Genomic DNA, 20,455 nt, shown 5'->3' with positions numbered 1-20,455 from the left:
CCGGGTTTCAAGATTATAATTTATCAAAACAGTCAGGTATTGGCATGTCCGGCTTCGGGGGCCTTTCGCGCCAGCTGCGGCTTTCGCGGGCGACAGGGTCATGCGATAACCGGCGCAAGGAGACCGCCGCCGATGAAACCCGATGCCGACCGGATCGCCCGGAAATCCCTGCTTCTGGGCAATGTGCCGAAACCGGCGCAGGATCTGATCCTTGCCACGGCGCGCGAACGCGCCTTCGACCGCGGCGACAGTTTCGGCGAGGCGGTGGCCTTCACCGGCGGCGTCTATCCGGTCTCGGCGGAGGCGGCGAGCGATGTCGTGCTGGTGCGGATCGAGACGGCGGAAATCCTGCGCCTGATCGAGCGGCAACCGGGGCTGGCGGTGTCGCTGCTGGCGGCGACCTTCGCGCACCCGCCATGATGGCCAATTGGATCACTGCAACCTGTAGCCCGCCGCCAGCCTCGGCCTCGGGGCCAAGTGTCCGGGCCAGCCAGGTGCCCCAGCCAACGGGCGCCGCCGTTGCAAAGAAGCCCCACAGGACGATCAGCGCGCCGACCGCTACGGGCAGAGGTGCCAGCACGATCATCAGCACGGCAAGCACCGCCATCACCGCAGGGATCGCGATCAGCAGGCCGTAAAGCCGCAAGCGCAGCAGGCGGCCGACCACCCAGGTGCCCGCAAGCCCCGCCAGACCCAAGGCCAGAAAGCCTGCTGAGAGCCGCGGAACGGAAAAGCCGGCCACACCTTCCAGATAGGGGCGCAGATAGGTCAGCAGCGCAAACTGCCCCATGAACAGCAGGAAGATCGACGCCATGCCAAGCGCCACCTGAGGGCGGAGAAGCAACCCGAGAGGATGGATGCGCCTCGCGTCGCGGGGCGGCAGCGAGGGCATGTGGATGTGCTGCCAGACGAGCGCCAGAACCGCGACCGGGACGATCAGCGCAAAAGCCCCGCGCCAGCCGATGATGTCGCCAAGCCACGCCCCCAGCGGTGCCGAAATCGTGGCCGCGATGGCGTTTCCGGCGTTCAGGGCAGCAAGGCCTTGTGGCACCTGATCCATGGGCAGAAGTCGCATCACGGTGGCGGTGGACAGTGACCAAAACCCGCCGATGGCAACGCCCAACAGGGCGCGTCCGACCATCAGCACAGGATAGGCCGGCGCAAGTGCCACGATCAGGACAGAGACAATCAGCAGGATGGTGAAGGCAGATTGCAGCAGCTTGCGGTCAATACCGCGGGTCAATCCGGTGATCGTCAGGCTGGTGATCACGGCAAAAAGGCCGGAGATCGAGATCATCTGACCCGCCCGCCCTTCGCTGACACCAAGGTCGGTTGCGATCGGGGTCAGAAGGCTGTCCGTGGTGCCTGCCGCGAGGAACACGCGCACGCCATTCCCAGGCCCGATCATGCGCCTTTCAGCACCCGGATCAGTTGCGCGAGTCCGGCAGGCGACAGACCCTCGATCCCGCGCAGGCGCCGGCCGTTCACGAGCACGATCTCGACCGGTGTCGTCGCCGCGGGAACCGACGGGACGCTGTTCTCTGGCGTCATCTCGACCGGCAGGAACCCGGTCTCATCTGAAAGGCTCTCGCCTCGCCGCCGGAACTTCGCCCGCCACTGATAGATGTGCTGCCGGGTCAGATCATGACGACGGGCGACATCCGCAACCCACGCCCCTTTCACACCCACCTCCGCCAGGATCGACCGCTTCTCCGCATCCGACCAGCGGCGTCGCCGCTCGACGCCCGTCAAAATCTCTTGCCGCATGATCCCTTCCGCCACAGACGACGTCGGTAACGACGTCAATAACGACGGATGGCTAGACCGAAACCGGCAGCATCAGAAGGCGGCCACAACCGGGTGCTTACGAAAGGTCGGCTTTCGCCGCCGATCGTCGATCGTGGAATTTTTGAGAAAAACGGGACAGGCTGGGGCGTCGAGAAGCGCTCCGGTGGAGAGGAATCGAAGGTCCCGACCGGACGACTGTGCCACCGTTGTCGTCCATCTGGTGGCCGCGTCGCTTTCCGAGGTTTTCCCGGACCAAGCGAAAAGTTGAAAACCGCCTCAGCCTCCCGCAGGATGGGCGTGCCGGTGCGGTGCGGCGGTGACTGCCCTTCTAGCCGCGGCGGTGAGGCGGGCCGATCACCCGGTCCGCCGCTCTCATGCCTTGAGATTTTTTCGCAGACAGGCGATCATGCCACCGCTGTCAGGGGAGGCGGTGTGTGCCCTCAAACCCCTGCCGGTGCGGCGGCCTGAGCACCCGGGCCGTCGGTATGGATGGCGCCAAGGCCGAGGCTTCCAATCCCGATCCAATCGAAGGCGGAGAGCTCTAGATCGCCGTTTCCTTGTTGCCGTGGCGAGCCGCTGGCGAGATCACCTGACCTGAACGATCATAGCGCGGGCCGCGACGGGGGCGATGGTCGGACTGCACGACCGGATGCCGGTCATCCTGAATGCGGACGAGCAAGGCGCGTGGCTGGGCGGTTCCGACGCGGCGGTGTTCCCTCGCTGTCGGGTCGAAGCTGGCGTTCCAACCGGTCGCCCCGTTCGGGTTTCAGGATGACAGCCCCGAGTTGATCGAGCACATCAGCGGATAAGGCGATAGGTGTCGTTCGTTCGTCCGGTGGTGGACAATGCGATGCGCGCACAGAGGATCCGGGTCGCCGTGGCATGGGCACCAGCCGGGCGCAAAAGCGCCCCTTATATTTCTTAGTGCCCCTGGAGGCCGCGGATCATGAGGTCCCAATAATACTCCGCTGCGCCCTCTTGGGTAAGGCGCGCCTCTCGACCTGGGCCGGTGACGGGCATTCCCATGGGTGAAAGGAACAGTTTATGATCATCATGCCTTACGAACAGACTCTCGTTGTGGCTGTTGGCCTGGCCGCTGTCATCGCCGAGCCATGTAATGCCTGCCCCAAACATGCCCCCGACCCGGACGGTTCCCCCGGCAACCTTGTCGCCATTCCGGTAGATGGTTGCAGTGAAGCAATCGCCCGCGATGCGGCGAAAACGGGCCTTAATATCGACATTGCGCGCCTGCAGCTCCTCAAGCGAGCCTTGAAAAAACCTGGCGAGGTAGTCGAATGTCTCGAACAGGAAATCATCACGTTCGGCTTGCGAGAAATCTTTCTTGAGGCGCAGGTTCGACGATCTGGGCATGGGCGAAGGTTCGGGCAATTCGTCGGCAGCGGCGCCCCTCGCCGTCTCGATGAAGTCGTGAGTGACCTTAGGTTGGCCAACGACCTCCAGATCTTCGATTGCGCGGCGGATTTGCCGCGTAACGTCCAGAAACGCCTCATCCCGATCCGGCCATTGTGTGATCGGCTTCCCGTCCTTTGGCGTGACCAAATACTTGGCCAAATCGGTGTGGCCCCACTCGCAAGGACGAAGGATTACGGAGATCAGCCGGGCTGCCCCCTGTCGGTGCCGTTCAAGAGCACGGCCTTTCTCGATTTTGTAGCAGTAGTCTGACGCAAGGAAGTTCGGGCCGACCAAGAGAAGGATTACATCTGCCTCATCGAGTTCTTTCGATATCGTCCAATCAAGTTGGTCACCAGCGAGCAGACGTTTGTCGTGCCAAACATCGACAAGGCCCTGCCGCTTCAGCATCGCAAGGTGAACCTCGAGCTCGTCTCTGAGGGCCTCATCGACATGGCTGTATGAGATGAAGACGCGGGCACCCATGTCATGCGCTCCTTTTTCGGCGGAAACGGTATCGATAAGCCACGACCGTTTTATCGGACTGGATCGGGGGGACTAAATTGCGGAAAAGCGTCCCTCGAATTGGAATGGCGGAGCGTGCTTGAGCGGGTATGCACCCAGTGTAGCTACGGCTATCCGGGGCAGGCGCCGAGTTCAAAAGCACCGCCGCCCTCAAAAAGGTCAACCTGTGAAGAACTGTGCAACCGAACAAGGGTCAGCCCTCAGCGCATGAAAGATCAGCGTCGACGGTAGGTCAGCCGCAATGCGTTCGCAAGCTTGGACGTCAAGATCTCGGACCCGTGCAGAACGCGCCATGCGCTTGCGGCCAGTAGATGGCGCAGAGGATGCCGAGAATGGAGAGAATGGGAAGCGTCAGGGAACGGGGCATTTGTGCCATGTGATCACCTCTAAGAGCGGGCCGCCGCGGCCCGCCCTCAGATAGGCACAAATCCTGTAAGCAAGGTTATGTAAAATGTGGATCGCATCCGATCCTCATTCTTTCCAGAACTGCGGGCGCGTGGCGTAATCCGCGCGGGTTGCGCGAAAGCACCAGCCGCCGGCCCGGGATCGGCGTCAGCACGAAATCCGGCGGCCATAGCTGCGACGGCCCCCGTCATCGTCGGATGCCTCGGCGTCGCTGTTCAGGAACAGAAGCTGGTTCCGGGTGATGATGACCCAAACCCTGATCCCGACCGAGATGATCAACGACGGCGCCGCCTATGGCACCGAATTCCGTCTGCCCAAGGGCAGCTGGATGACCCCCAACGACCGGCGCGTGGCCTTCGCCTACAGCTGGCATTTTCTGGTCTCCTCCTGGACGGAGCTGTGGCGCGGCCTGTCGCGCAGCTACTTCGGGCGCGGCTATCTGGTCGAGCGCTTTGCCGACAGCGTCTATGGCGTCGTGCTGGTCAAGGGCGCGGACGGGCTTCTTGCGGCGGATGCCGCAGCGACCGAGGCACGCCGCACCGCGATCCGCAAGGACCGTCTCGCCAAGGCGGTGCCGAGCGCCGAATGGATGCAGGGCGAACGCGACCGGATCCTGAAGAAAGAAGCGGGCGTGCGGGTGCAGCAGATGTTTGCCGCCAGCACGACCGTGCCGAGCGATATGGCATAGTCGCCGACGGTCATCGCCACCGCGACGGCAAGACACAGAACCAGAAGCGAAACCGTCAGAAGCAAGACGCGTTTCCCCGCCCCGCTCATCACCGCGATGCGCCCCGCCTTGACCGCCTCCATCTGGCTGACCGCCGGATCGGAGGTCAGATAGGCGATCTTGGTGTCGGCCCGGTCGAGGTCCCAGCGGTTGCGGTCGACCTGCGCGGCGACGAAGACGGTGGGAGCGGCGGCCATGATGCCTTCCCAGCCCAGGGTCGGCCATTCCGCCTCGGTCTTGACCGCGTTGGAACCGCCGAGCAGGTCGGCGATGTAGCCCGAAGGCCCATGGCCGCCGCCCAGATAGGCATCATCGGCGGGCGAGGGGCTGGAGAACCAGAACAGGAAGGTCAGATCCTCGCGCGGCGCGAATTCGGCGCGCAGGGCCGCCTCGCGGGCCTTGAAATCGGCGATCACCGCCGCGCCGCGCTCGGCCACGTCGAAGATGCGCGCCATGTCCTCGATCTCCTTGTAGAGGAGGTCCATGGACCACAGATCCTTGCGGACACCATAGGCAGAGCTCGCCGCGCTGCCGCTGGCGTTCTGCGTGTCGGCCTCGGTGGTGCAGGCGCTGGGGGAGAGATAGGTCGGGATGCCGAGCGCTTCCAGATCTTCGCGCCTGGCGACCTTGCTGTCGGGCCCCATCAGCGTCACCAGCATGGCGGGCACGAAATCGGGCTGCTGCGCCAGCACCGCTTCAAGCGTCGGGAATTCGACCGTCAGCACCTCCACCTTGTCATGCGCCGCCGCCAGGTCCGGCAAGACGCTGTTCGGCCAGAAGGCGGTGGCGGCCATGCGGTCCTCGAGCCCCAGCAGGAGCAGGATCTCGGCGCTGTTCTGCCCAAGCGCCACGGTGCGCTCGGGCGCTTTCACGAAGGTCACTTTCTGCCCGCAATTCTCGATGGTGAGGGGATAGCTCGTCCGCTCGGCGAGCGCGGCGGAGCACAGGCAGGAGAGGGCAACGCCGCCAAGAATGGCGGTCTTGAGGGGCAATATGAGGGAGGGTCCGGTTTCCGAGTGAAAGAGTCATTTTTTACCATCCCCGCAGCCGGAGGAACTCAAGAAAGTTTTGCTCAGGAAATGCTGGGTGAAACAGGGCGTCCCCCGCCCCTTCCCCGATGATCCGGCAGCTGCGATGCGGAATGCATTTACTTTCTTGCGAAGCTGAACAAGCATTGCCGAAACATCTTTCGATTGGTGCAATGAAACTCCTGCATGCCCTGACCAACCGACCGCGTGGCCCGTCTGTCGAATGGGGGGGCAGTGCCGGCGCCTTTGCCCTTGCCTTTGCCCTGCGCTTCGCGCTCGAGGGCAGCCTGCCCCCCGGCTACCCGTTCCTGACCTTCTTTCCGCTTGTCTTCCTTGTCGGGTTTTTCCTGTCGACCCGCGCGGGCATCCTGACCGCGGTTGTCTCGGGGGCGGCGGCCTATGCGTTTTTCGTCACCCCCGGGGGGGTGCGCGCGCCGACCGGCCCCGATCTGGTGGCGATGACCTTTTACGGCTTCATCGTCGCGACGGGATTGCTGCTGATCCATCTCATGCGCGTGGCGCTGCGCAAGCTTGATCTTGAACGGGCGGCCTCGGCGCAGATGGCCGAGCAGAACCGGCTGATGTTCCACGAACTCCAGCACCGGGTGTCGAACAACCTGCAGGTGATCGGCGCGATCTTGCGGATGGAGGAACGCAAGATGCGCGACCCCGAGGGGCGGCAGGCGCTGCGGGCGGCGGCCTCGCGGCTGGGCGTGATCGCCGCCGTGCAGCGGCAGTTGCATGACCCGGCGCGACAGGTGACCGAGATCGGGGCGCTGATGCGCGCGACCCTGCCCGAGATCGTCGCGGGCGCGACCCTGCAGGACCGGGTCAGGCTCGACTTCGATCTGGCGCCGCTGCCGGTTCCCGCCGATCAGGCAGGCCCGGTGGCGCTGATCGCGGTCGAGATGGTGTCGAATGCGCTGGAACATGCCCTGCCCGAACGCGGGCGGATCACCGTCACCTTGCGCACGCGGGTGGCGGGGGGCGTGGCGGAACTTGACATTCTTGACGATGGACGCGGCCTGCCCGAGGGGTTCGATGCGACGACGGCCAGCAGTCTCGGGCTGCGGCTGGCGCATCAGTTCTGCGCGCAACTGAACGGCACGCTTGAATTTTCGCGCCGCGAGGGCGGCGGAACCCGGGTATCCCTGCGCTTTCCGCTGGGCGTCGCCGGATGAAAACGCCCCCCCGGGGGGCCGGGGGGGCGCTCTTCGTGAGGGTCCGTTTCCGGTTCAGACCGGCGGCTGGCCGCGCAGGGCACGCGCGATCAGCGCCACGACGAACAGGATCAGGAACAGCACGAAGAGAAGTTGCGCGATCGAGGCCGAGGCCCCCGCGATCCCGCCAAAGCCAAGCGCACCGGCGATCAGCGCCAGCACCATGAATGTCAGGGCCCAACCCAGCATGATATCTCTCCCGTGATGTGGTGGTTGCCGCGGCGCCGTGCCCTGACGCCCGTGGGAAGTGAACGCACAAACGGCCTTCGGGTTCCCGATCAGGTTTCGGCGCGGCGGTGGCGTTCCTCGCCCGCTTCAAGCGCGGCCGGGGGGAAGCTCAGCCGCAGCACGTATTGGCCCGCCTCCGGGCCGCGGCTGAAACTGCCGTCAAGCTGGCTGGCAAAGGCCGCCAGCAGTTTTTCGCCGAACCCGTCCGAGGCGGGCAGCATCGGGCCGGGATCGGTCCCCGCGCCCTCCGGAGCGAGCGTGTTCGTCACCCGCAGCGCCACCGGCCCCTCGGCGGTGCGGGTGAAGCTGACGCCCACCGCGGCGGTGCCGCCCGGCCCGCGCCAGGCGTGCTTGAGCGCCTTGTCCAGCCCCTCGGCCAGAAACAGCGCCAAAGCCACCGCCTGATCTGGGACCAGCCGGATCTCGTCGATGCGCAGATCAAGATCAAACTGCCGCTCGGGCGTCGTGCCGATCTTCAGGACATGCGCCGCGATCCGCGGCAACAGTTCATCGGCGCGGATGTCGGTCTGCCCCGAGGTCAGGTAAAGTTCGCGGTGGATCGTGGCGAGGCTCAGCACCCGTTCCTGCACGTTGCGCATCGCCGCCCGGGCCTCGTCGGTCTTCGCGCGGCGCAGCTGCATGTTCAGGATCGAGGCGATCAGCTGCAGATTGTTCTTCACCCGGTGATGCACCTCGCGCAGCAGCACCTCTTTTTGATGAATGACGTTTTCCAGATCCGCCTCGTCCTGCACGACGGCCCGTGTCATCCGCTCGTAAGCCTCGGCCACGTCGCGCAATTCGTTGGCCGCGCCGGTCAGCCGCAGCGGCGGCAGGCGGCGCTCGCCCTCGGCAAAGGCAGTGATCGAGGCGCGCAGCGCGCGGATCTGGCGCAGCACCTGGCTGTGCGCGGCGATCCAGGCGACGGCAAGGCTGGCCGCCCACATCAGCGCCGGAAAGGCGAAGGGCGGCCAGCCCGACAAAAGCCGTGGCTCGTCCAGCGCATCGGCAGGCCAGGAGGACAACAGGTAAAGCTCGCCCGGCCAGAGCGGCACGACGGCGAAGGCGTGTCTTTCGCCATCGGGTGCCGTGTCCAGAAAGCTCTCGCCGCGCGCGCCCGCCAGATCGCTCAGCGCATGCCCGGCCGGAAGCAGCCGCGCCGCCGCTTCAAGCCCGTTCGTCGCCGTCAGCACCGTCCCCGCCGGATCGAAGGTGACCACGGCCAGCGGCTGCCCGACGCTGCCGCTTGGGGCAAGGCCGCGGGCCTGAAATTCGGATTGCGGCATCGAAACCGAGGCAAAGCCGATCAACGCCCCCGCGTCATCGGTGACGGGCAGCGACAGGTTCAGGATCGAGGTCCCCGACAGCGGGCCGTCCCGGTTCACGGTCAGCTTCGGGCGCGGATTTTCGCGCAGATCGGCCAGCCAGGCGCTGGCGCTCAGATCATGGGGCGCGCCGGTCGAGGCGCAGCGGATCTGCCCGTCAAGCGGCACGAAGCCGAGAAAGGAATAGTCATTTCCCGCTTCTTCGGCGACATGGCGCAGATAAGCCGAACAGGCCGCCGGATCGGTGGCAAGCTGCGGCAGGCTGGCGGCCAGCGCCACCGCGGTGCCGCGCGCCTGCATCAGCAGATCGACCTGCGGCGCCGCGGCCATCAGCGTCTCGCCCAGGATCGCCGCGCGCAGACGGTTTTCGGCCGCGCGCTCGGTGGCCAGGGTCTGCGCATAGCTGAGCACGGCCAGCGGGGTCAGCACCGCCCCCATGATCACCGTCAGCCGCAATCCCAGACCGCCCGTGCCGCGCCGCCACCGGATCATGCCGCCTGCGGCCCCGGTCCCGGTCCCATCCCCGGTGCGGCCGCCCCGGCCGAGGACGAGGGGATCAGCACCGTCTCGCCCTCGGCCAGCCCCAGCAGCTCACACAGCCGCGCCCGCGCCCGGTTCGCCCGGCTTTTCGCCGTGCCGGTGGCCACGCCCATCATCGCGGCCGCCTCCTCGTAGGAATAGCCGTTCGCGCCGACCAGGATCAGCACCTCGCGGTGTTCCGCGGACAGCTGATCGAAGGCGCGGGTGAAATCGGCCATCGCAAGGCGGCCGTCATGCGCGGGATGGGTGACAAGCGTGCCGGCGTGCAGGCCGTCGGGGTCCGGCACCTCGCGCCGGGTCTTGCGCCGCGCCGAATAAAAGGTGTTGCGCAGGATGGTGAACAGCCAAGCCCGCAGGTTGCTGCCCAAAAGGAACTTGTCGAAATTGCCCCAGGCCTTCAGGATCGTTTCCTGCACCAGATCGTCGGCCTCGGTGACATTGCGGGTCAGCGAAATCGCAAAGGCCCGCAGCGCCGGGATATGGCTCGCCAGCTCGTCCCGCGGATCTGTGCGCGGATCTTCTGTGCGCGGATCGGGCCCGGTCATTGTCCCCCCCCGCGCGCTTTCAGCTGCGCCAGCAAATCCTTGAACCGATCCGGAATTTCCGGGTCGAGCGAGGCCTCGAAGACGCGCTTCAAATTCTCGTCGATATCGCGGCGCAGCCCTTCGGCCCGTATGTCGGCCCGCGCGTCGCGCCCGTTTTGTGTGCTCTTGTCCTCTGCCATGATCTTTCTCGCCGCCTGCGTCACTCTTCAGGGAACCAACGCGCCTGTCACGCGTTGGTTCCCCGGAAAACGCGTTTTTGGGAGAAAACGATGATGAGCACCGCCCCCCTCGATCTGTCGCAGGCGATTGCCGCCGAACTGCCCTATCTGCGCCGCTACGCCCGCGCGCTGACCGGCAACCAGACCAGCGGCGATGCCTATGCGGTGGCGACGCTCGAAAGCCTGCTGGTCGATCCCGCGGTGATCGAGGCGGCCGCGCGCCCGAAAGTCGGGCTGTTTCACGCCTTCCATCTGGTCTGGGCCAGCGCCGGGGCGCCGACGGCGGTGCCGGACGAGGGGCTTGCCGCGCGGGCGCAGGCGCTGATGGCGGGGCTGACGCCGAACTCGCGCGAGGCGCTTTTGCTGCAGACGATCGAGGGGTTCGACGCCGCCGAGATCGGCGCGATCATGCAGGTCGAGCCGGAGGAAGTCGGCTCTCTCATCGCCGCCGCGAACCGCGAGATGGCGGCGGCGGTCTCGGGCCGGGTGATGGTGATCGAGGACGAGGCGATCATCGCGATGGATCTGGCCGATATCGTCGCGGGCATCGGCCATCGCGTCACCGGCATCGCGCGCACCCGGGCCGAGGCGGTGACACTGGCCGCCAAGCAGCGCCCCGACCTGATCCTGTCGGACATCCAGCTGGCCGACGCCTCTTCGGGCATCGATGCGGTCAATGACATCCTCAAGGAAATCGGCCCGGTGCCGGTGATCTTCATCACCGCCTTCCCGAAGCTTCTGCTGACCGGCGAAAAGCCGGAACCGGCCTTCCTGATCACCAAGCCCTTCTCGGAAGAGCAGGTCCGCTCGGCGGTCAGCCAGGCGATGTTCTTCGCCTCCACCGAGACGCTCGTGGGCTGACCGGCCGCTGTGATCGCTTCGAAAACCCGCCGCGTTCCGGCGGGTTTTTTCTTTTTGTCCAAGGCGTTGCAAAATATTTCGGAACCATGTCCGGGCTGATGCGTTTCCTTTTTACTGACGCCGAAGACATCGGCATTCATGCGAAAGGAAAACTGAACATGATCCGCAAGGTTCTTGCCGCCACCACCGCCCTCTTTCTGGGCACCGCTGCCATCGCCGCGACCCCGGTGCAGGAAATCGACGTCCAGGCCGATCTGACCGCGATCTCGAACCCGAAGGCCGCGCTTTACTGGGGCCATCTGGCCTATGACCTGAAGGCCGCGATCACCGAACGGCTGGCCGACCAGCTTGCCGACGCGGGCGCCAAGGTGACCGTCGACATCGACGAGCTGTCGATGGCCAACACCTTCGAGGAAATCACCGACGTCGCCCAGGCCCGGCTGGCGGGCAAGGTGCATGTCACCAGCCAGAGCGACAATTCGAAATTCGACAGCTATGACCTGGCGGTGGATGCGACGACGCTGAACGCGCTGGACGCCGATGGCAAGCTGCGGAAAGGCGCCTTCACCGATGCCCAGGCCTATTACCTGGCGATGGTGAACACCTTCGCCGACGAGGTGGCCGCGCGGCTCGACTGAGCCGACCGGCACGGAAAGGATCGCGGGGGGGCATCGCCCCCCCTTTTTGCTGCCGTCCCTCGGTTTTTCGGGCCCGGGCGGGGCCGGTCCCTTGACGGCTGCCGATCAGGCGGCCTGCCGCGCGACCCAGGCGGCAAAGGCCCGCATCACCGCCTCCAGATGCGCCCGGGTGCGGTCCTCGGTCAGGTTTCCCTCGGCATCAAAGGCTTGGCCCAGATGCCCCACATAGGCCTCGGGTTGCACGCGATCGCAGGTTTTTTCGCACCGCAGACATGCATCCTGCATTCCGGTTTTCGGGGTCCTGCGCGGAACCCTTTTGCCATCTGCTGCGTTGGACAGGAAACCATCCGAGGACGACCGACATGGATCACATCCCCTACACCGGCCTTGGCGGCATTCTGGTTCTGGTGCTCGATCTCTGGGCGCTGATTTCGGTTCTGGGCGCGCGCGTTTCGACCGGGCGGAAGCTGCTTTGGGTGCTCTTGATCCTGCTGTTGCCGGTGCTTGGCTTCTTCGTCTGGCTGCTGGCCGGGCCTCGGTCTTCCTCGGCCTCGGCCTGAGCGATGAGCGTGGGTGTCAGTGAAACCCTGTGGCTGCTGGCGCGGATCGGTCTGGCGGCGCAGGAAACGGCGCAGCTGCGCCTGAAGCTCTGGCAGATCGAGGCACAGGCGCGGCTGCGTCTCGGCATGGGCAGTCTGATGCTGAGCCTGCTGGCCACGATGCTGGCCATGGCGGCGATCGGGCTGGGCCTCGCGGCCAGCGTCATGCAGCTGCAGCAGGCGGGCTGGGGCCTGCCCGCCGCGCTTGGCCTCGCCTCGGCCGGGGCGGCGGCGCTCTCGCTGGTGATCCTGCTTTTGGCCGGGCGGGCGTTGCGCGGGGCCCTTGGCCGCTGAGCCCCCTTCTTTCGTCACATGCCATCCCCGGCCCGCAAGGGACCGGATCAACCAGGGCCGGATCAACCAAGGAGTGTCCGATGACTTTTTCCTCGAAACGTCGCCTGACGGCGGAACTGGCCGCGCGGGAAACCGCGCTGCGCTCGCAGCTTGGCGCGCTTGCCGGTGCCCTGGGCGGCGGCACCGTGGCGCCGGGCGCGGCCAGGGCGCATCCGCTGCCACTGGCGCTTGGGGCCGGGGTGCTGGGGGCCGGGGTGCTGGCGCTGGCCGGTTACGCGCTGTTGCGCCGCAAGCCGGAGGCCCCTGCCCCGGTCTCGCCGCATCCCGAGACGCTGGCGCGCTGGGAAGACGAGGGCGGCGCGGCTTTCGAGGCGCTCGATTGGGACGACGAAGGCTGGCTTGAAGCCGCCGAGACCGCCCGCGCCGCCGCCCGGGACGAGCTTTTGTCCCTTTACGAGACCGGCAAGGCCAGCGCCGAGGCCAAGGCCGATATCGCCGCCGAGAGGGCGCGCAAGCTCTCGGAGGCCTTCCGGCACGGGCTTGACGGGCTGGGCGCTGACGCCACGGATCTGATCGTCACCGCCCGGCAATCGGTCTGGGAGGCGATGGAGGCGGGCGGCCGCGCCGCGCGTCAGGGGCTCGCGGATGGCAAGGACATCGCCGCGCGGCATCCGGTGGCGGCAAGCGCCGCGGGGATCGCCGCAGGGGCGGGGCTGATGGCGCTGTCGTCGCACAGCCGGCCGGCGCTGAAATATGTGCTGCCGCTGGCGCTTGCGGGGCTTGCGGTGCAGGCCGGCCGGGTGATCGGGCGCGATCGTCCGACGCTGCGCGGCAAGGCCGAGGCCGTTGCCGAAGCCGCCGGGGAAACCCTTGAAACCGTCTCGACCGCGGTGGCGCGCAAGGCGGGCGCGGCGCGGCAAGGGGCAACCGCGATGGCGCGTGCGGCCGCCCGCAAGGCCGAGGCGGGGTCGAAACCGGTGTCCCGGGCGAAAACCGCGCGCAACGGCGCCGCGCGGCACTAGGGGGCGGCGATGGATCGGGCCGCGCAGCTTTCGCTTGTCGCGCTGGGGCTGATCGCCTCGGTGGCCGCGCTTGCGGCGCTGCGCGACCTTGTCGCGCCGATGGCGCTGGCGCTGGTCGTCGGCGTCGTGCTCTCGCCGCTTTCCGATCTGTGGGAGAGGCTGCGGTTTTCCCCGGCGATCGGGGCCTCGGCCAGCCTCGTGCTGACGCTGGCGGCTTTCGGCACGCTCGGGCTGCTGCTGCAACCGCTCATTGCCGAGCTGGTGCATCAGGCGCCCAAGGTCTGGGCCGACAGTCAGGAGGTGATGAAAGCGTTTCGGGGTCTGTTTGCCGGGCTGAAGGCCGCCACGCGCGAGCTTTCGGGCGCGGTGGTGGACGGTGCCCGCGCCGAGGCGGGGCCCGCGCCGCAACAGATGGTCGATCTGCCCGCCGTCACCACCGGCGCGCTGATGATCGCCCCCACGATCGCCGCGCAGGCGCTGACCTTCGTCGGCACGCTCTTCTTCTTCCTGCTCACCCGCAGCGAGATCTATGACTGGGCCGCGCGCAGGCTGGTCAGCCCCGCCGGGCGCGGACAGCTGTCGCAGCGCCTGCGCATGGCCGAGGGAACCGTCTCGCGCTATTTCCTGACGATCACGCTGATCAATGCCGGTCTGGGCATCGCCACCGCCATCGCGCTGCAGGCGCTTGGCCTGCCCGGCGCGTTTTCCTGGGGCATCGTGGCCTTCCTGCTCAATTATGTCGTCTATCTGGGCCCGGCTGCGGTTGCCGTGGCGCTGCTTCTGGCCGGGGTTGCCGCCTTCGACGGCGGCGCAGCGGCCTTTCCCGTGCTGGTCTACGGCGCGCTGATCACGCTTGAGGGGCAGTTCGTCACCCCGGCGCTGGTGGGCCGACGGATGGCGTTGAACCCGCTTCTGGTCTTCGTGGCGCTTCTGTTCGGGCTCTGGCTCTGGGGGGCGATCGGCGGCATCGTCGCCTTGCCGCTCCTGCTTTGGGCGACGGTTCTGCAAAACGGCGATGGGCTGGCCATTGGTGCCGAAAGGCGGGTTGAGACATGACGGCCCCTGCGAGGCGCGACGCATCCCGGCCGTTCGGATTTCCGCGCCCCCACCCGGCAGACCGACGATTGCGGGCCTGATGGGGAACGCCGAGATGCGCAGATGGCCGACATTATTGCGCTTCTTTCAGACGCTCCGACCCCGCCAGCCGATCATGGCCCATCTGCGAGCAGCAGCGCCGAATGAGAGCGCCCTGACCTTTGGCGCCGCCGCCCCCTTCGGCAGCACCAGTTCGGGCGTCATGATGTCTGCCCTTGTTCGGGTCGGGCCTGTGAGGCGTGTCGGGGACGCGACCGGGACGCGGCGGCGGTCATTTCTTCAGCTCAATCGCCCTGTCCGGTCGGAGCGATCTGAGGAATTCCGGGTCATGACTGACGACCAGCACCGCCCCGTCATAGGCCGCCAGCGCCGCTTCCAGCGCGCCGATGCCGTCAAGATCAAGGTGATTGGTCGGCTCGTCCAGGATCAGAAGCGCGGGCGGCGGCGTGCCGCCAAGGATGCAGGCAAGGCCCGCCCGCAGCCGCTCGCCCCCGCTCAGATCCCCTGCTTTGCGCAGGGCATCCTTGGCGCGGAATCCGAACCGCGCCAGGGCCGCATGCGCCAGATGCGGCGTGGCAACCGGGGTCAGCCCCAGGAAATTCTCGCGCAGGGTCAGGTTGGCCTCGAGCAGGCCGCCATGCTGGTCCAGCATGGCGACTGTGCCGCAAAGGTCCACCCGTCCGCAGTGCGGCGCAAGCTGGCCGGTGATCAGCTTGAGAAGCGTGGTCTTGCCGCTGCCATTCGGCCCGGCAATGACGATCCGTTCGGGGCCGGTGACGCAGAGCGACAGATCGCGGATCACCGGACGGTCCGGATCGTGGCCGCCCGTCACATGATCCAACCGCAGCACGGTCTTGCCGGCATGCAGACCGGTCGGCGCGATCTGCATGCGAAACGGCTCCAGCACCTCGATCTTTTCGCGCGCGGCGACAAGTGTCTCTGCCGCCGCGTGGTGCCGGGCTTCGTGCAGGCGCGCCCCCGCCCCGCCCGAGGCTTCGGCGCGCTCCTTGGCGGCATCCATCAGGAGTTTCGGCTGATCGCCCTTCGCCCTTGCCTTGCGTCCGACACTGTCCTTGCGGGCCTTGCGCTCGGCCGCTTGTTGCGCGCGCCGCGTCGCCTCGGAGAGGGTCTTTTCGGCATGGCTCACCTCTCGCCGCGCGGCGTCCAGCCCGGTTTCCTTTTGCTGCAAAAAGGCGGCGTAATTGCCGCCATATCGGGTCGCCCCAAGCGGCGTGATCTCGACGATGGCATCCATTTCCGCCAACACCTCCCGATCATGGCTTGCGATGATTGCCCCGCCTTTCCAGCCGCGCAGAAGATCGATCACCGCCTTGCGTCCGCCCCGGTCGAGGTTGTTCGTCGGCTCGTCCAGCAGAAGGACATCGGGCGCCGCGAGGATCAACGCCGCAAGAGATGCCCGGCCGCGCTCTCCGCCGGAAAGCGTGGCAAGCCGGGTCTGCGGCGCGATCGCCAGACCGCAGCTGGCCAACGCGGCGTCGATCCGCGCGGGCAAGGTCCAGTCGGCGGCGGCCAGATCCTCAAGGCGGGCCGCGCCCGCCTCGGCACGGCGCAGAAGCTCAAGCGCCGCCCGCACGCCGAAAAGATCGGCGATGGTTTCGTCCGGGTGCTCCAGGGCCTCCTGACGCATCATCGCCATGGATCCCGTCACGCGGATCTGACCGGAGACCGGCCGCAGCTGCCCCGCGATCAGCCGTAAAAGCGTGCTCTTGCCGGTGCCGTTGCGGCCCACGAGGCCGGTGCGCTCGGGGCCGAAGGTCAGGCTCAGGTCGGAGAAAAGCGGCGTGCCGTCAGGGGTGACCCAGGACAGGCCGGAAAGGGAAACATGTGCAGGCATGGGACAGGACTTCTCGCAGCGAAACCAGAGGGGGGAAGGCGGCGAAGATCCTGTCCATGTCGAATGCGTCCCCCGAGCTGCGATGACTTTCAATTTAGGGGCCTTTCCATCCCTTCACAAGACGGGGCTTGTCGCATCGATCCGCCGCAACCGAAGACAGGCGCCCGAGGCGGAAGACGGCGGCCGCGCCGCGCGGAGCCGCCGTGGATCTCGCCGTCAAAAGGGGCGCGCCCGGGCCATGATGCGGGCCCGGATCTGCCCCGTCAGCGCCGGGGCACCCTCAGGCGTCCGCTTGCCAGCAGCACGCCAAGGATCGCCAGCGCGACCCCGGCCAGTTGCGAGAACTCGGGCGTCCGGCCGAAAAGCGCGGCGATCGCCAGGGCGGAGACCGGCACGAGGTTGAACAGCACCGAGGTCGCCCCCGGCCCGCGGACCTGAATCCCGACCTGCCAGAACAGATAGGCCAGAACCGAGCCCGCCAGCGCCATCCAGAGCGTCGCGCCCCAGGCCGCGGGCGAGGCCGCCAGAACGCTTGCCACCGGCGCCTCAAACGCGAAGGCCGCCCCCAGCAGCGCCAGCGCCCCGGCGAGCATCGTCCAGACCGAGGTTTCGAGCGGGCTTGCCGCGACCACCCAGCGGCGGCAGCCGACGGTGTAAAGCGCCCAGGCGAGGCTGCCGAGCAGGATCAACCCGTCACCGGGCGCCAGCCGCGCCCCCGAGAATGCGCCCACCGTCAGCGCCACGCCCAGAAGGCTGATCGCCATCCCGGCCAGCGTCGCCGCCTTTGGCCAACGGCGGGTCAGCGCCGCCTCGATCAGGGTCGTCGTCAGCGGGCTCGTGCCCATGATCAGCGCCGCGGTGACCGGGCTGGAACTGCGCATGCCCAAAAACAGCGCCGCGTTGAACCCCGCCACCCCCACCACGCCAAGCCCCAGAAACACCTTCCAGTTCCGCCGCAGCGCCGGAAGGCCGGAGCCCTCGGCGATCCAGAGCCAGCCAAGGATGGCCAGCGCCGCGATCAGGAACCGCCCGGCCGCCGCGGTCCAGGGCGGCATCTCCTGCAGCACGACGCGCGTGGCCTCGAAATTCGAGCCCCAGCAGACGGCCGCAAGCGCGCTCAGCGCGAAGGCCGCCGTCTCGGCGCGCGGCCGCGGGGCGGAGAAGACATCGGACATGGAACCCTCCTGTTTGACACGAAGGATCTGTCCCACGTCCCATCTGTGGAATATATGGCGAAAATCGTGCATCTTCTTTCCGATAATGGAACGCATATGGAGCCGCAGAACTGGGACGACATCCGGCTGTTTCTGGCGCTGGCGCGCGAGGGCACGCTGCAGGGCGCGGCGCGGCGGCTGGGTCTTGGCGTCGCGACGATCTCGCGGCGCATCGAGCGGATGGAGGCGGCGCTTGGTCTGCCGCTGTTCCTGCGCCGCCAGACCGGGCACGCGCTGACCGATCAGGGCGCGGCGCTGCTGCCCCGGGCCGAGGCGATGGAACTGGCGTTGCAGGAGATGCGGCGCGAGGCCGGGGCACAGGTCGAAATCCGCGGCCTCGTGCGGCTGGCAAGCATCGAAAGCCTTGTGGCGCCGGTCGTGCTGCCCGCGCTTGGGCCGCTTCTGGCGGCGAACCCCGGGCTGGACGTCGAGGTCCAATGGGGGACGGCGACGGTGAACCTGCACCGCCACGATGCCGATCTGGCCTTGCGGATGGTGCCACCCGAGCGCGGCAATCTGACGGTGCGGCGGCTGGCGCAGATGGGTTTCGGCCTTTACGGCCCCGCCGAGGGGGCGCCGCCCGCGCGGCATGTGACCTGGCCCGACGCGCCCAGCCTTGCGGTGCCGCTGGCCTGGTCGACCGCTTTCGGTGCGCGCGCGGCGCCGCGGCTGGCGCTGAACACGCTGGCGGCGCAGGTTCAGGCGGTGCGGGATGGGCTGGGCGTCGCCGTGCTGCCGCATTTCCTTGCGCGCGCGGCCGGGCTGCGCCTGCTGGCGGCCCGGCTGCCCGACGGCGCGCCGATGGAGCGGCCGATCCTCCTGGCCATCCACGCCGAACTTGCCGCCTCGCGCCGGGTGCGCGCAGTGGCCGCGGTGATCGCGGATCGTGTCATCGCGCAACGCCACGATCTGGAAGGCGCGTGACCCGAGGCCCGGCACGGAGCGAATTTTTTGGCGTTCCGCGTGGCTGGTGTGGCTAACTGTTTCGCAATCTCGCAAGAGCCGTTTCGACGGTCGGCCCCAAAACCAGCAGCGCGATGATGGTGATGAAGGGCGAGAAAACTATCGTCAGAATGACCCATCCCACCGACGATCTGCCACGGCCGGCGGCCATCGACGCCGGAAGCCAGATGTAGAGCCAAAACACGAAGGCGAGCATCAAGAGGACGCCAATGCCGCCTGCCGTACCGTCCATGTCCGCCAATCTCCATTTCGCCAATGCCGGGGAGATTAAAGCGGTCCCGGCCATGTGCAAGCCCCTTGATCAGGTGAGACGACCAACGCCCGAAAAGAAGCGATGAATTCGGGCCATGGCGCAGGGAGGCGGGCAATCGAGGCTCTGCCCGTTCAACCCGATTCCCAATCTCCCTTGCGCATCCTCTCCTTGGCGCGCTCTGCCTCGCGCAATATCAGGCCCATGCCCGGATGCGCCCGCGCCGCACTGAAAATACTCCTCGCGACAAACGCTCTCTCACCGGTTCCCGGAAAGTCACCGATAAGCGCATCGGTTCGCCCCGCAGCCAGATCCGCCATAACCCCCTTCCCGTATCTCTGACGAAGCACACCGCGCCGGTCGCAGCGATTGTCCGCGACAGCTCGCAGATCGTCCCGAACCCAAAATCGTTCCTCGGGTGCCCGGCCCTGAACCTTCGCCCGCCCGACCTCGGCCCGCGAGGTGGCGTCGAGCCCCCCCTTCTTCCGCCGCGATCTCGACCATCCGGGTCTTCATCATGTCGAGAAACGGCAAGGCCGTCGCCACCACGATCAGGCTCATCGCCTTGTTCAGGATCACCGCTTCCAGCGCGCCGAAACGAAACAGCGTGATCAGCACCGGCAAGCGGAACTCGGCGCCGCCAAGGCCGATCAGCCCGCCCAAGGCGCCGATGACCCCGCCTGAGAGGAAGGCGGCAAGGTTGCGCGGCGGAAAAGAGAGGTTCGGCATGATCCGCTTCGCAAAGGGGCAAGACGCTCAGGGTAAGAACGGGGTGCCCCGTCTGCCGTCGCAGATCAAGGGCGATCCGCTCATCCGCTGTCGTCTTGGCACGAGGACTGCCGCTTGCTGCCCTGTCTCGGGTTGCGCAGAGCTGGGCTGTCATGAAAGCTTCACTGGACATCCGTCCTGAAATCCATAATTCATAAATTATGGAAAAGTCAGCCGCTCTCAGCTTTGCAACTCTTGGCCATCCCGGCCGCCTTGCCGTGTTCCGGCTTCTGATGCGCTTTGCGCCGCAGGGCGTGCGGCCGACGGAGATCGCCGCGGCGCTGGGGCTCAAGCCAAACACGCTCTCGCATCATCTGGCGGATCTGACTGCTTGCGGGCTGGTCACGGTCACCCGGCAAGGGCGGTCGCTGTTCTATGCCGTCGACCTTCACAAAACCGAAGCCCTGATCGGTTATCTCGCCCTCGATCTGGGCCGGGCCCGTCCCGACCTCATGCCCCTCCTCTTGCCCAAGGTGACCCCGATGCCCGACACCCCCTTTCGCGCGCTCTTCATCTGCTCGGGCAATTCCGCCCGCTCGATCTTTGCCGAGGCGCTGTTGCGCGATCTGGGCAAGGGGCGGTTCACCGCCCATTCCGCCGGCACAAGGCCCGGAACCGCGATCCACCCCTTCGTGCTCGAGGTGCTGACCCGCAACGGCCACGACATCACCGGCCTGCGCGCCAAGCACCTGTCGGAGTTTCAGGGCCCGGCCGCGCCGCAGATGGATTTCGTCTTCACCGTCTGCGACAGTGCCGCGGCCGAGGAATGCCCGCCCTGGCCCGGCCAGCCGATCACCGGCCATTGGGGCCTGCCCGATCCGGTGAAGGCCACGGGCACCGAGGCGGAAAAGGCGCTGGTCTTCGCGCAAACCTATGGCGCGCTGCGGGCCCGCATCACCGCCTTTGTCGCGCTGCCCTTCGACACGCTCGACCGCCTTGC

General features: G+C 67.0%; 23 protein-coding genes. 10 read left to right on the top strand and 13 right to left on the bottom strand.

Annotated elements, in window-relative coordinates:
- Window positions 1-271: 271 nt before the first annotated feature.
- Complete coding sequence (locus tag LY44_RS16640; RefSeq protein WP_081029203.1) at window positions 272-1,408, bottom strand: MFS transporter; 1,137 nt, start codon at window positions 1,406-1,408, stop codon at window positions 272-274.
- Entirely contained in the window at window positions 1,405-1,767 is a 363-nt protein-coding gene (gene tnpA, locus LY44_RS16635) for an IS66-like element accessory protein TnpA (protein ID WP_055211461.1), read from the bottom strand. Before tnpA ends, LY44_RS16640 begins: the two co-directional genes overlap by 4 nt.
- 622 nt (window positions 1,768-2,389) lie before the next feature.
- Here tnpA and LY44_RS18590 point away from each other — a divergent pair.
- Complete coding sequence (locus LY44_RS18590) at window positions 2,390-2,563, top strand: hypothetical protein (RefSeq protein WP_394341881.1); 174 nt, start codon at window positions 2,390-2,392, stop codon at window positions 2,561-2,563.
- A gap of 146 nt (window positions 2,564-2,709) precedes the next feature.
- On the opposite strand, the gene LY44_RS16630 is transcribed toward LY44_RS18590, so the two are convergent.
- Together LY44_RS16630 and LY44_RS16620 are read right to left on the bottom strand one after the other, a co-directional pair.
- Window positions 2,710-3,684, bottom strand: a complete 975-nt coding sequence (locus LY44_RS16630) for a toll/interleukin-1 receptor domain-containing protein (protein WP_055211432.1) — start codon at window positions 3,682-3,684, stop codon at window positions 2,710-2,712.
- Between the two features lie 909 nt (window positions 3,685-4,593).
- Window positions 4,594-5,847 (bottom strand): ABC transporter substrate-binding protein, encoded by a 1,254-nt coding sequence (locus LY44_RS16620; RefSeq protein ID WP_236692526.1) that lies wholly within the window; start codon window positions 5,845-5,847, stop codon window positions 4,594-4,596.
- A gap of 209 nt (window positions 5,848-6,056) precedes the next feature.
- Between LY44_RS16620 and LY44_RS16615 the strand changes: the two genes are divergently transcribed.
- Window positions 6,057-7,064, top strand: coding sequence for a sensor histidine kinase (locus LY44_RS16615; RefSeq protein ID WP_055211434.1), 1,008 nt, complete (start codon window positions 6,057-6,059; stop codon window positions 7,062-7,064).
- Window positions 7,065-7,118: 54 nt separating this feature from the next.
- On the opposite strand, the gene LY44_RS16610 is transcribed toward LY44_RS16615, so the two are convergent.
- The 4 genes from LY44_RS16610 to LY44_RS16595 form a co-directional block, all read right to left on the bottom strand.
- The gene (locus LY44_RS16610; RefSeq protein ID WP_023911629.1) at window positions 7,119-7,292 is read right to left on the bottom strand and encodes a DUF1328 domain-containing protein; all 174 of its coding nucleotides are present in this window, start codon (window positions 7,290-7,292) and stop codon (window positions 7,119-7,121) included.
- An 89-nt stretch (window positions 7,293-7,381) separates the two neighbouring features.
- Entirely contained in the window at window positions 7,382-9,145 is a 1,764-nt protein-coding gene (locus LY44_RS16605) for a sensor histidine kinase (RefSeq protein WP_055211436.1), read from the bottom strand.
- Window positions 9,142-9,738: an RNA polymerase sigma factor gene (locus tag LY44_RS16600; RefSeq protein WP_055211438.1), complete on the bottom strand. Its 597-nt coding sequence runs from the start codon at window positions 9,736-9,738 to the stop codon at window positions 9,142-9,144. The genes LY44_RS16605 and LY44_RS16600 overlap by 4 nt, the downstream gene beginning before the upstream one ends.
- Window positions 9,735-9,941, bottom strand: coding sequence for a NepR family anti-sigma factor (locus LY44_RS16595; protein WP_330219263.1), 207 nt, complete (start codon window positions 9,939-9,941; stop codon window positions 9,735-9,737). Before LY44_RS16595 ends, LY44_RS16600 begins: the two co-directional genes overlap by 4 nt.
- A 66-nt stretch (window positions 9,942-10,007) precedes the next feature.
- Between LY44_RS16595 and LY44_RS16590 the strand changes: the two genes are divergently transcribed.
- Together LY44_RS16590 and LY44_RS16585 are read left to right on the top strand one after the other, a co-directional pair.
- Window positions 10,008-10,817, top strand: a complete 810-nt coding sequence (locus tag LY44_RS16590; RefSeq protein WP_055211441.1) for a response regulator — start codon at window positions 10,008-10,010, stop codon at window positions 10,815-10,817.
- A 158-nt stretch (window positions 10,818-10,975) separates the two neighbouring features.
- The gene (locus LY44_RS16585; RefSeq protein ID WP_170126699.1) at window positions 10,976-11,455 is read left to right on the top strand and encodes a hypothetical protein; all 480 of its coding nucleotides are present in this window, start codon (window positions 10,976-10,978) and stop codon (window positions 11,453-11,455) included.
- A gap of 105 nt (window positions 11,456-11,560) precedes the next feature.
- Here LY44_RS16585 and LY44_RS16580 read toward each other — a convergent pair whose 3' ends face one another.
- Window positions 11,561-11,740: a hypothetical protein gene (locus LY44_RS16580; protein WP_055211445.1), complete on the bottom strand. Its 180-nt coding sequence runs from the start codon at window positions 11,738-11,740 to the stop codon at window positions 11,561-11,563.
- A gap of 77 nt (window positions 11,741-11,817) precedes the next feature.
- Here LY44_RS16580 and LY44_RS16575 point away from each other — a divergent pair, with 77 nt between their 5' ends.
- From LY44_RS16575 to LY44_RS16560, 4 genes are all read left to right on the top strand, one after another.
- A complete protein-coding gene (locus LY44_RS16575; RefSeq protein ID WP_055211447.1) occupies window positions 11,818-12,015 on the top strand; it encodes a PLDc N-terminal domain-containing protein in 198 nt (65 codons plus the stop codon).
- A 3-nt stretch (window positions 12,016-12,018) separates the two neighbouring features.
- Complete coding sequence (locus tag LY44_RS16570) at window positions 12,019-12,348, top strand: hypothetical protein (protein ID WP_055211449.1); 330 nt, start codon at window positions 12,019-12,021, stop codon at window positions 12,346-12,348.
- 80 nt (window positions 12,349-12,428) lie between these two features.
- Window positions 12,429-13,370, top strand: a complete 942-nt coding sequence (locus LY44_RS16565) for a hypothetical protein (protein WP_055211451.1) — start codon at window positions 12,429-12,431, stop codon at window positions 13,368-13,370.
- Window positions 13,371-13,379: 9 nt separating this feature from the next.
- Window positions 13,380-14,426 carry an AI-2E family transporter gene (locus LY44_RS16560; RefSeq protein WP_055211453.1) on the top strand — a complete coding sequence of 349 codons (1,047 nt, stop codon included), beginning with the start codon at window positions 13,380-13,382 and terminating at the stop codon, window positions 14,424-14,426.
- A 310-nt stretch (window positions 14,427-14,736) separates the two neighbouring features.
- On the opposite strand, the gene LY44_RS16555 is transcribed toward LY44_RS16560, so the two are convergent.
- Both LY44_RS16555 and LY44_RS16550 read right to left on the bottom strand, forming a co-directional pair.
- Window positions 14,737-16,320, bottom strand: coding sequence for an ABC-F family ATP-binding cassette domain-containing protein (locus LY44_RS16555; protein ID WP_055211455.1), 1,584 nt, complete (start codon window positions 16,318-16,320; stop codon window positions 14,737-14,739).
- A gap of 263 nt (window positions 16,321-16,583) precedes the next feature.
- Window positions 16,584-17,495, bottom strand: a complete 912-nt coding sequence (locus LY44_RS16550; RefSeq protein ID WP_055211457.1) for a DMT family transporter — start codon at window positions 17,493-17,495, stop codon at window positions 16,584-16,586.
- Window positions 17,496-17,561: 66 nt separating this feature from the next.
- On the opposite strand from LY44_RS16550, the gene LY44_RS16545 reads away from it, so the two are divergent.
- Entirely contained in the window at window positions 17,562-18,458 is an 897-nt protein-coding gene (locus LY44_RS16545; RefSeq protein ID WP_249031100.1) for a LysR family transcriptional regulator, read from the top strand.
- 52 nt (window positions 18,459-18,510) lie between these two features.
- Here the strand turns inward: LY44_RS16545 and LY44_RS16540 are convergent, their stop codons facing one another.
- Window positions 18,511-18,783, bottom strand: coding sequence for a hypothetical protein (locus tag LY44_RS16540; RefSeq protein ID WP_236692528.1), 273 nt, complete (start codon window positions 18,781-18,783; stop codon window positions 18,511-18,513).
- Window positions 18,784-19,023: 240 nt separating this feature from the next.
- On the bottom strand, window positions 19,024-19,410 hold the full coding sequence (locus LY44_RS18355; RefSeq protein WP_236692530.1) for a hypothetical protein: 387 nt from the start codon (window positions 19,408-19,410) through the stop codon (window positions 19,024-19,026).
- A 266-nt stretch (window positions 19,411-19,676) separates the two neighbouring features.
- On the opposite strand from LY44_RS18355, the gene LY44_RS16530 reads away from it, so the two are divergent.
- Window positions 19,677-20,455: metalloregulator ArsR/SmtB family transcription factor (locus LY44_RS16530; protein ID WP_111396066.1), on the top strand; the 779-nt coding region annotated here is incomplete at its 3' end.

Origin of the sequence: Rhodobacter capsulatus (assembly GCF_003254295.1) — a bacterium.
Taxonomy (GTDB): Bacteria; Pseudomonadota; Alphaproteobacteria; order Rhodobacterales; family Rhodobacteraceae; genus Rhodobacter; species Rhodobacter capsulatus.
This window is presented reverse-complemented; position numbering and strand designations above follow the sequence as displayed.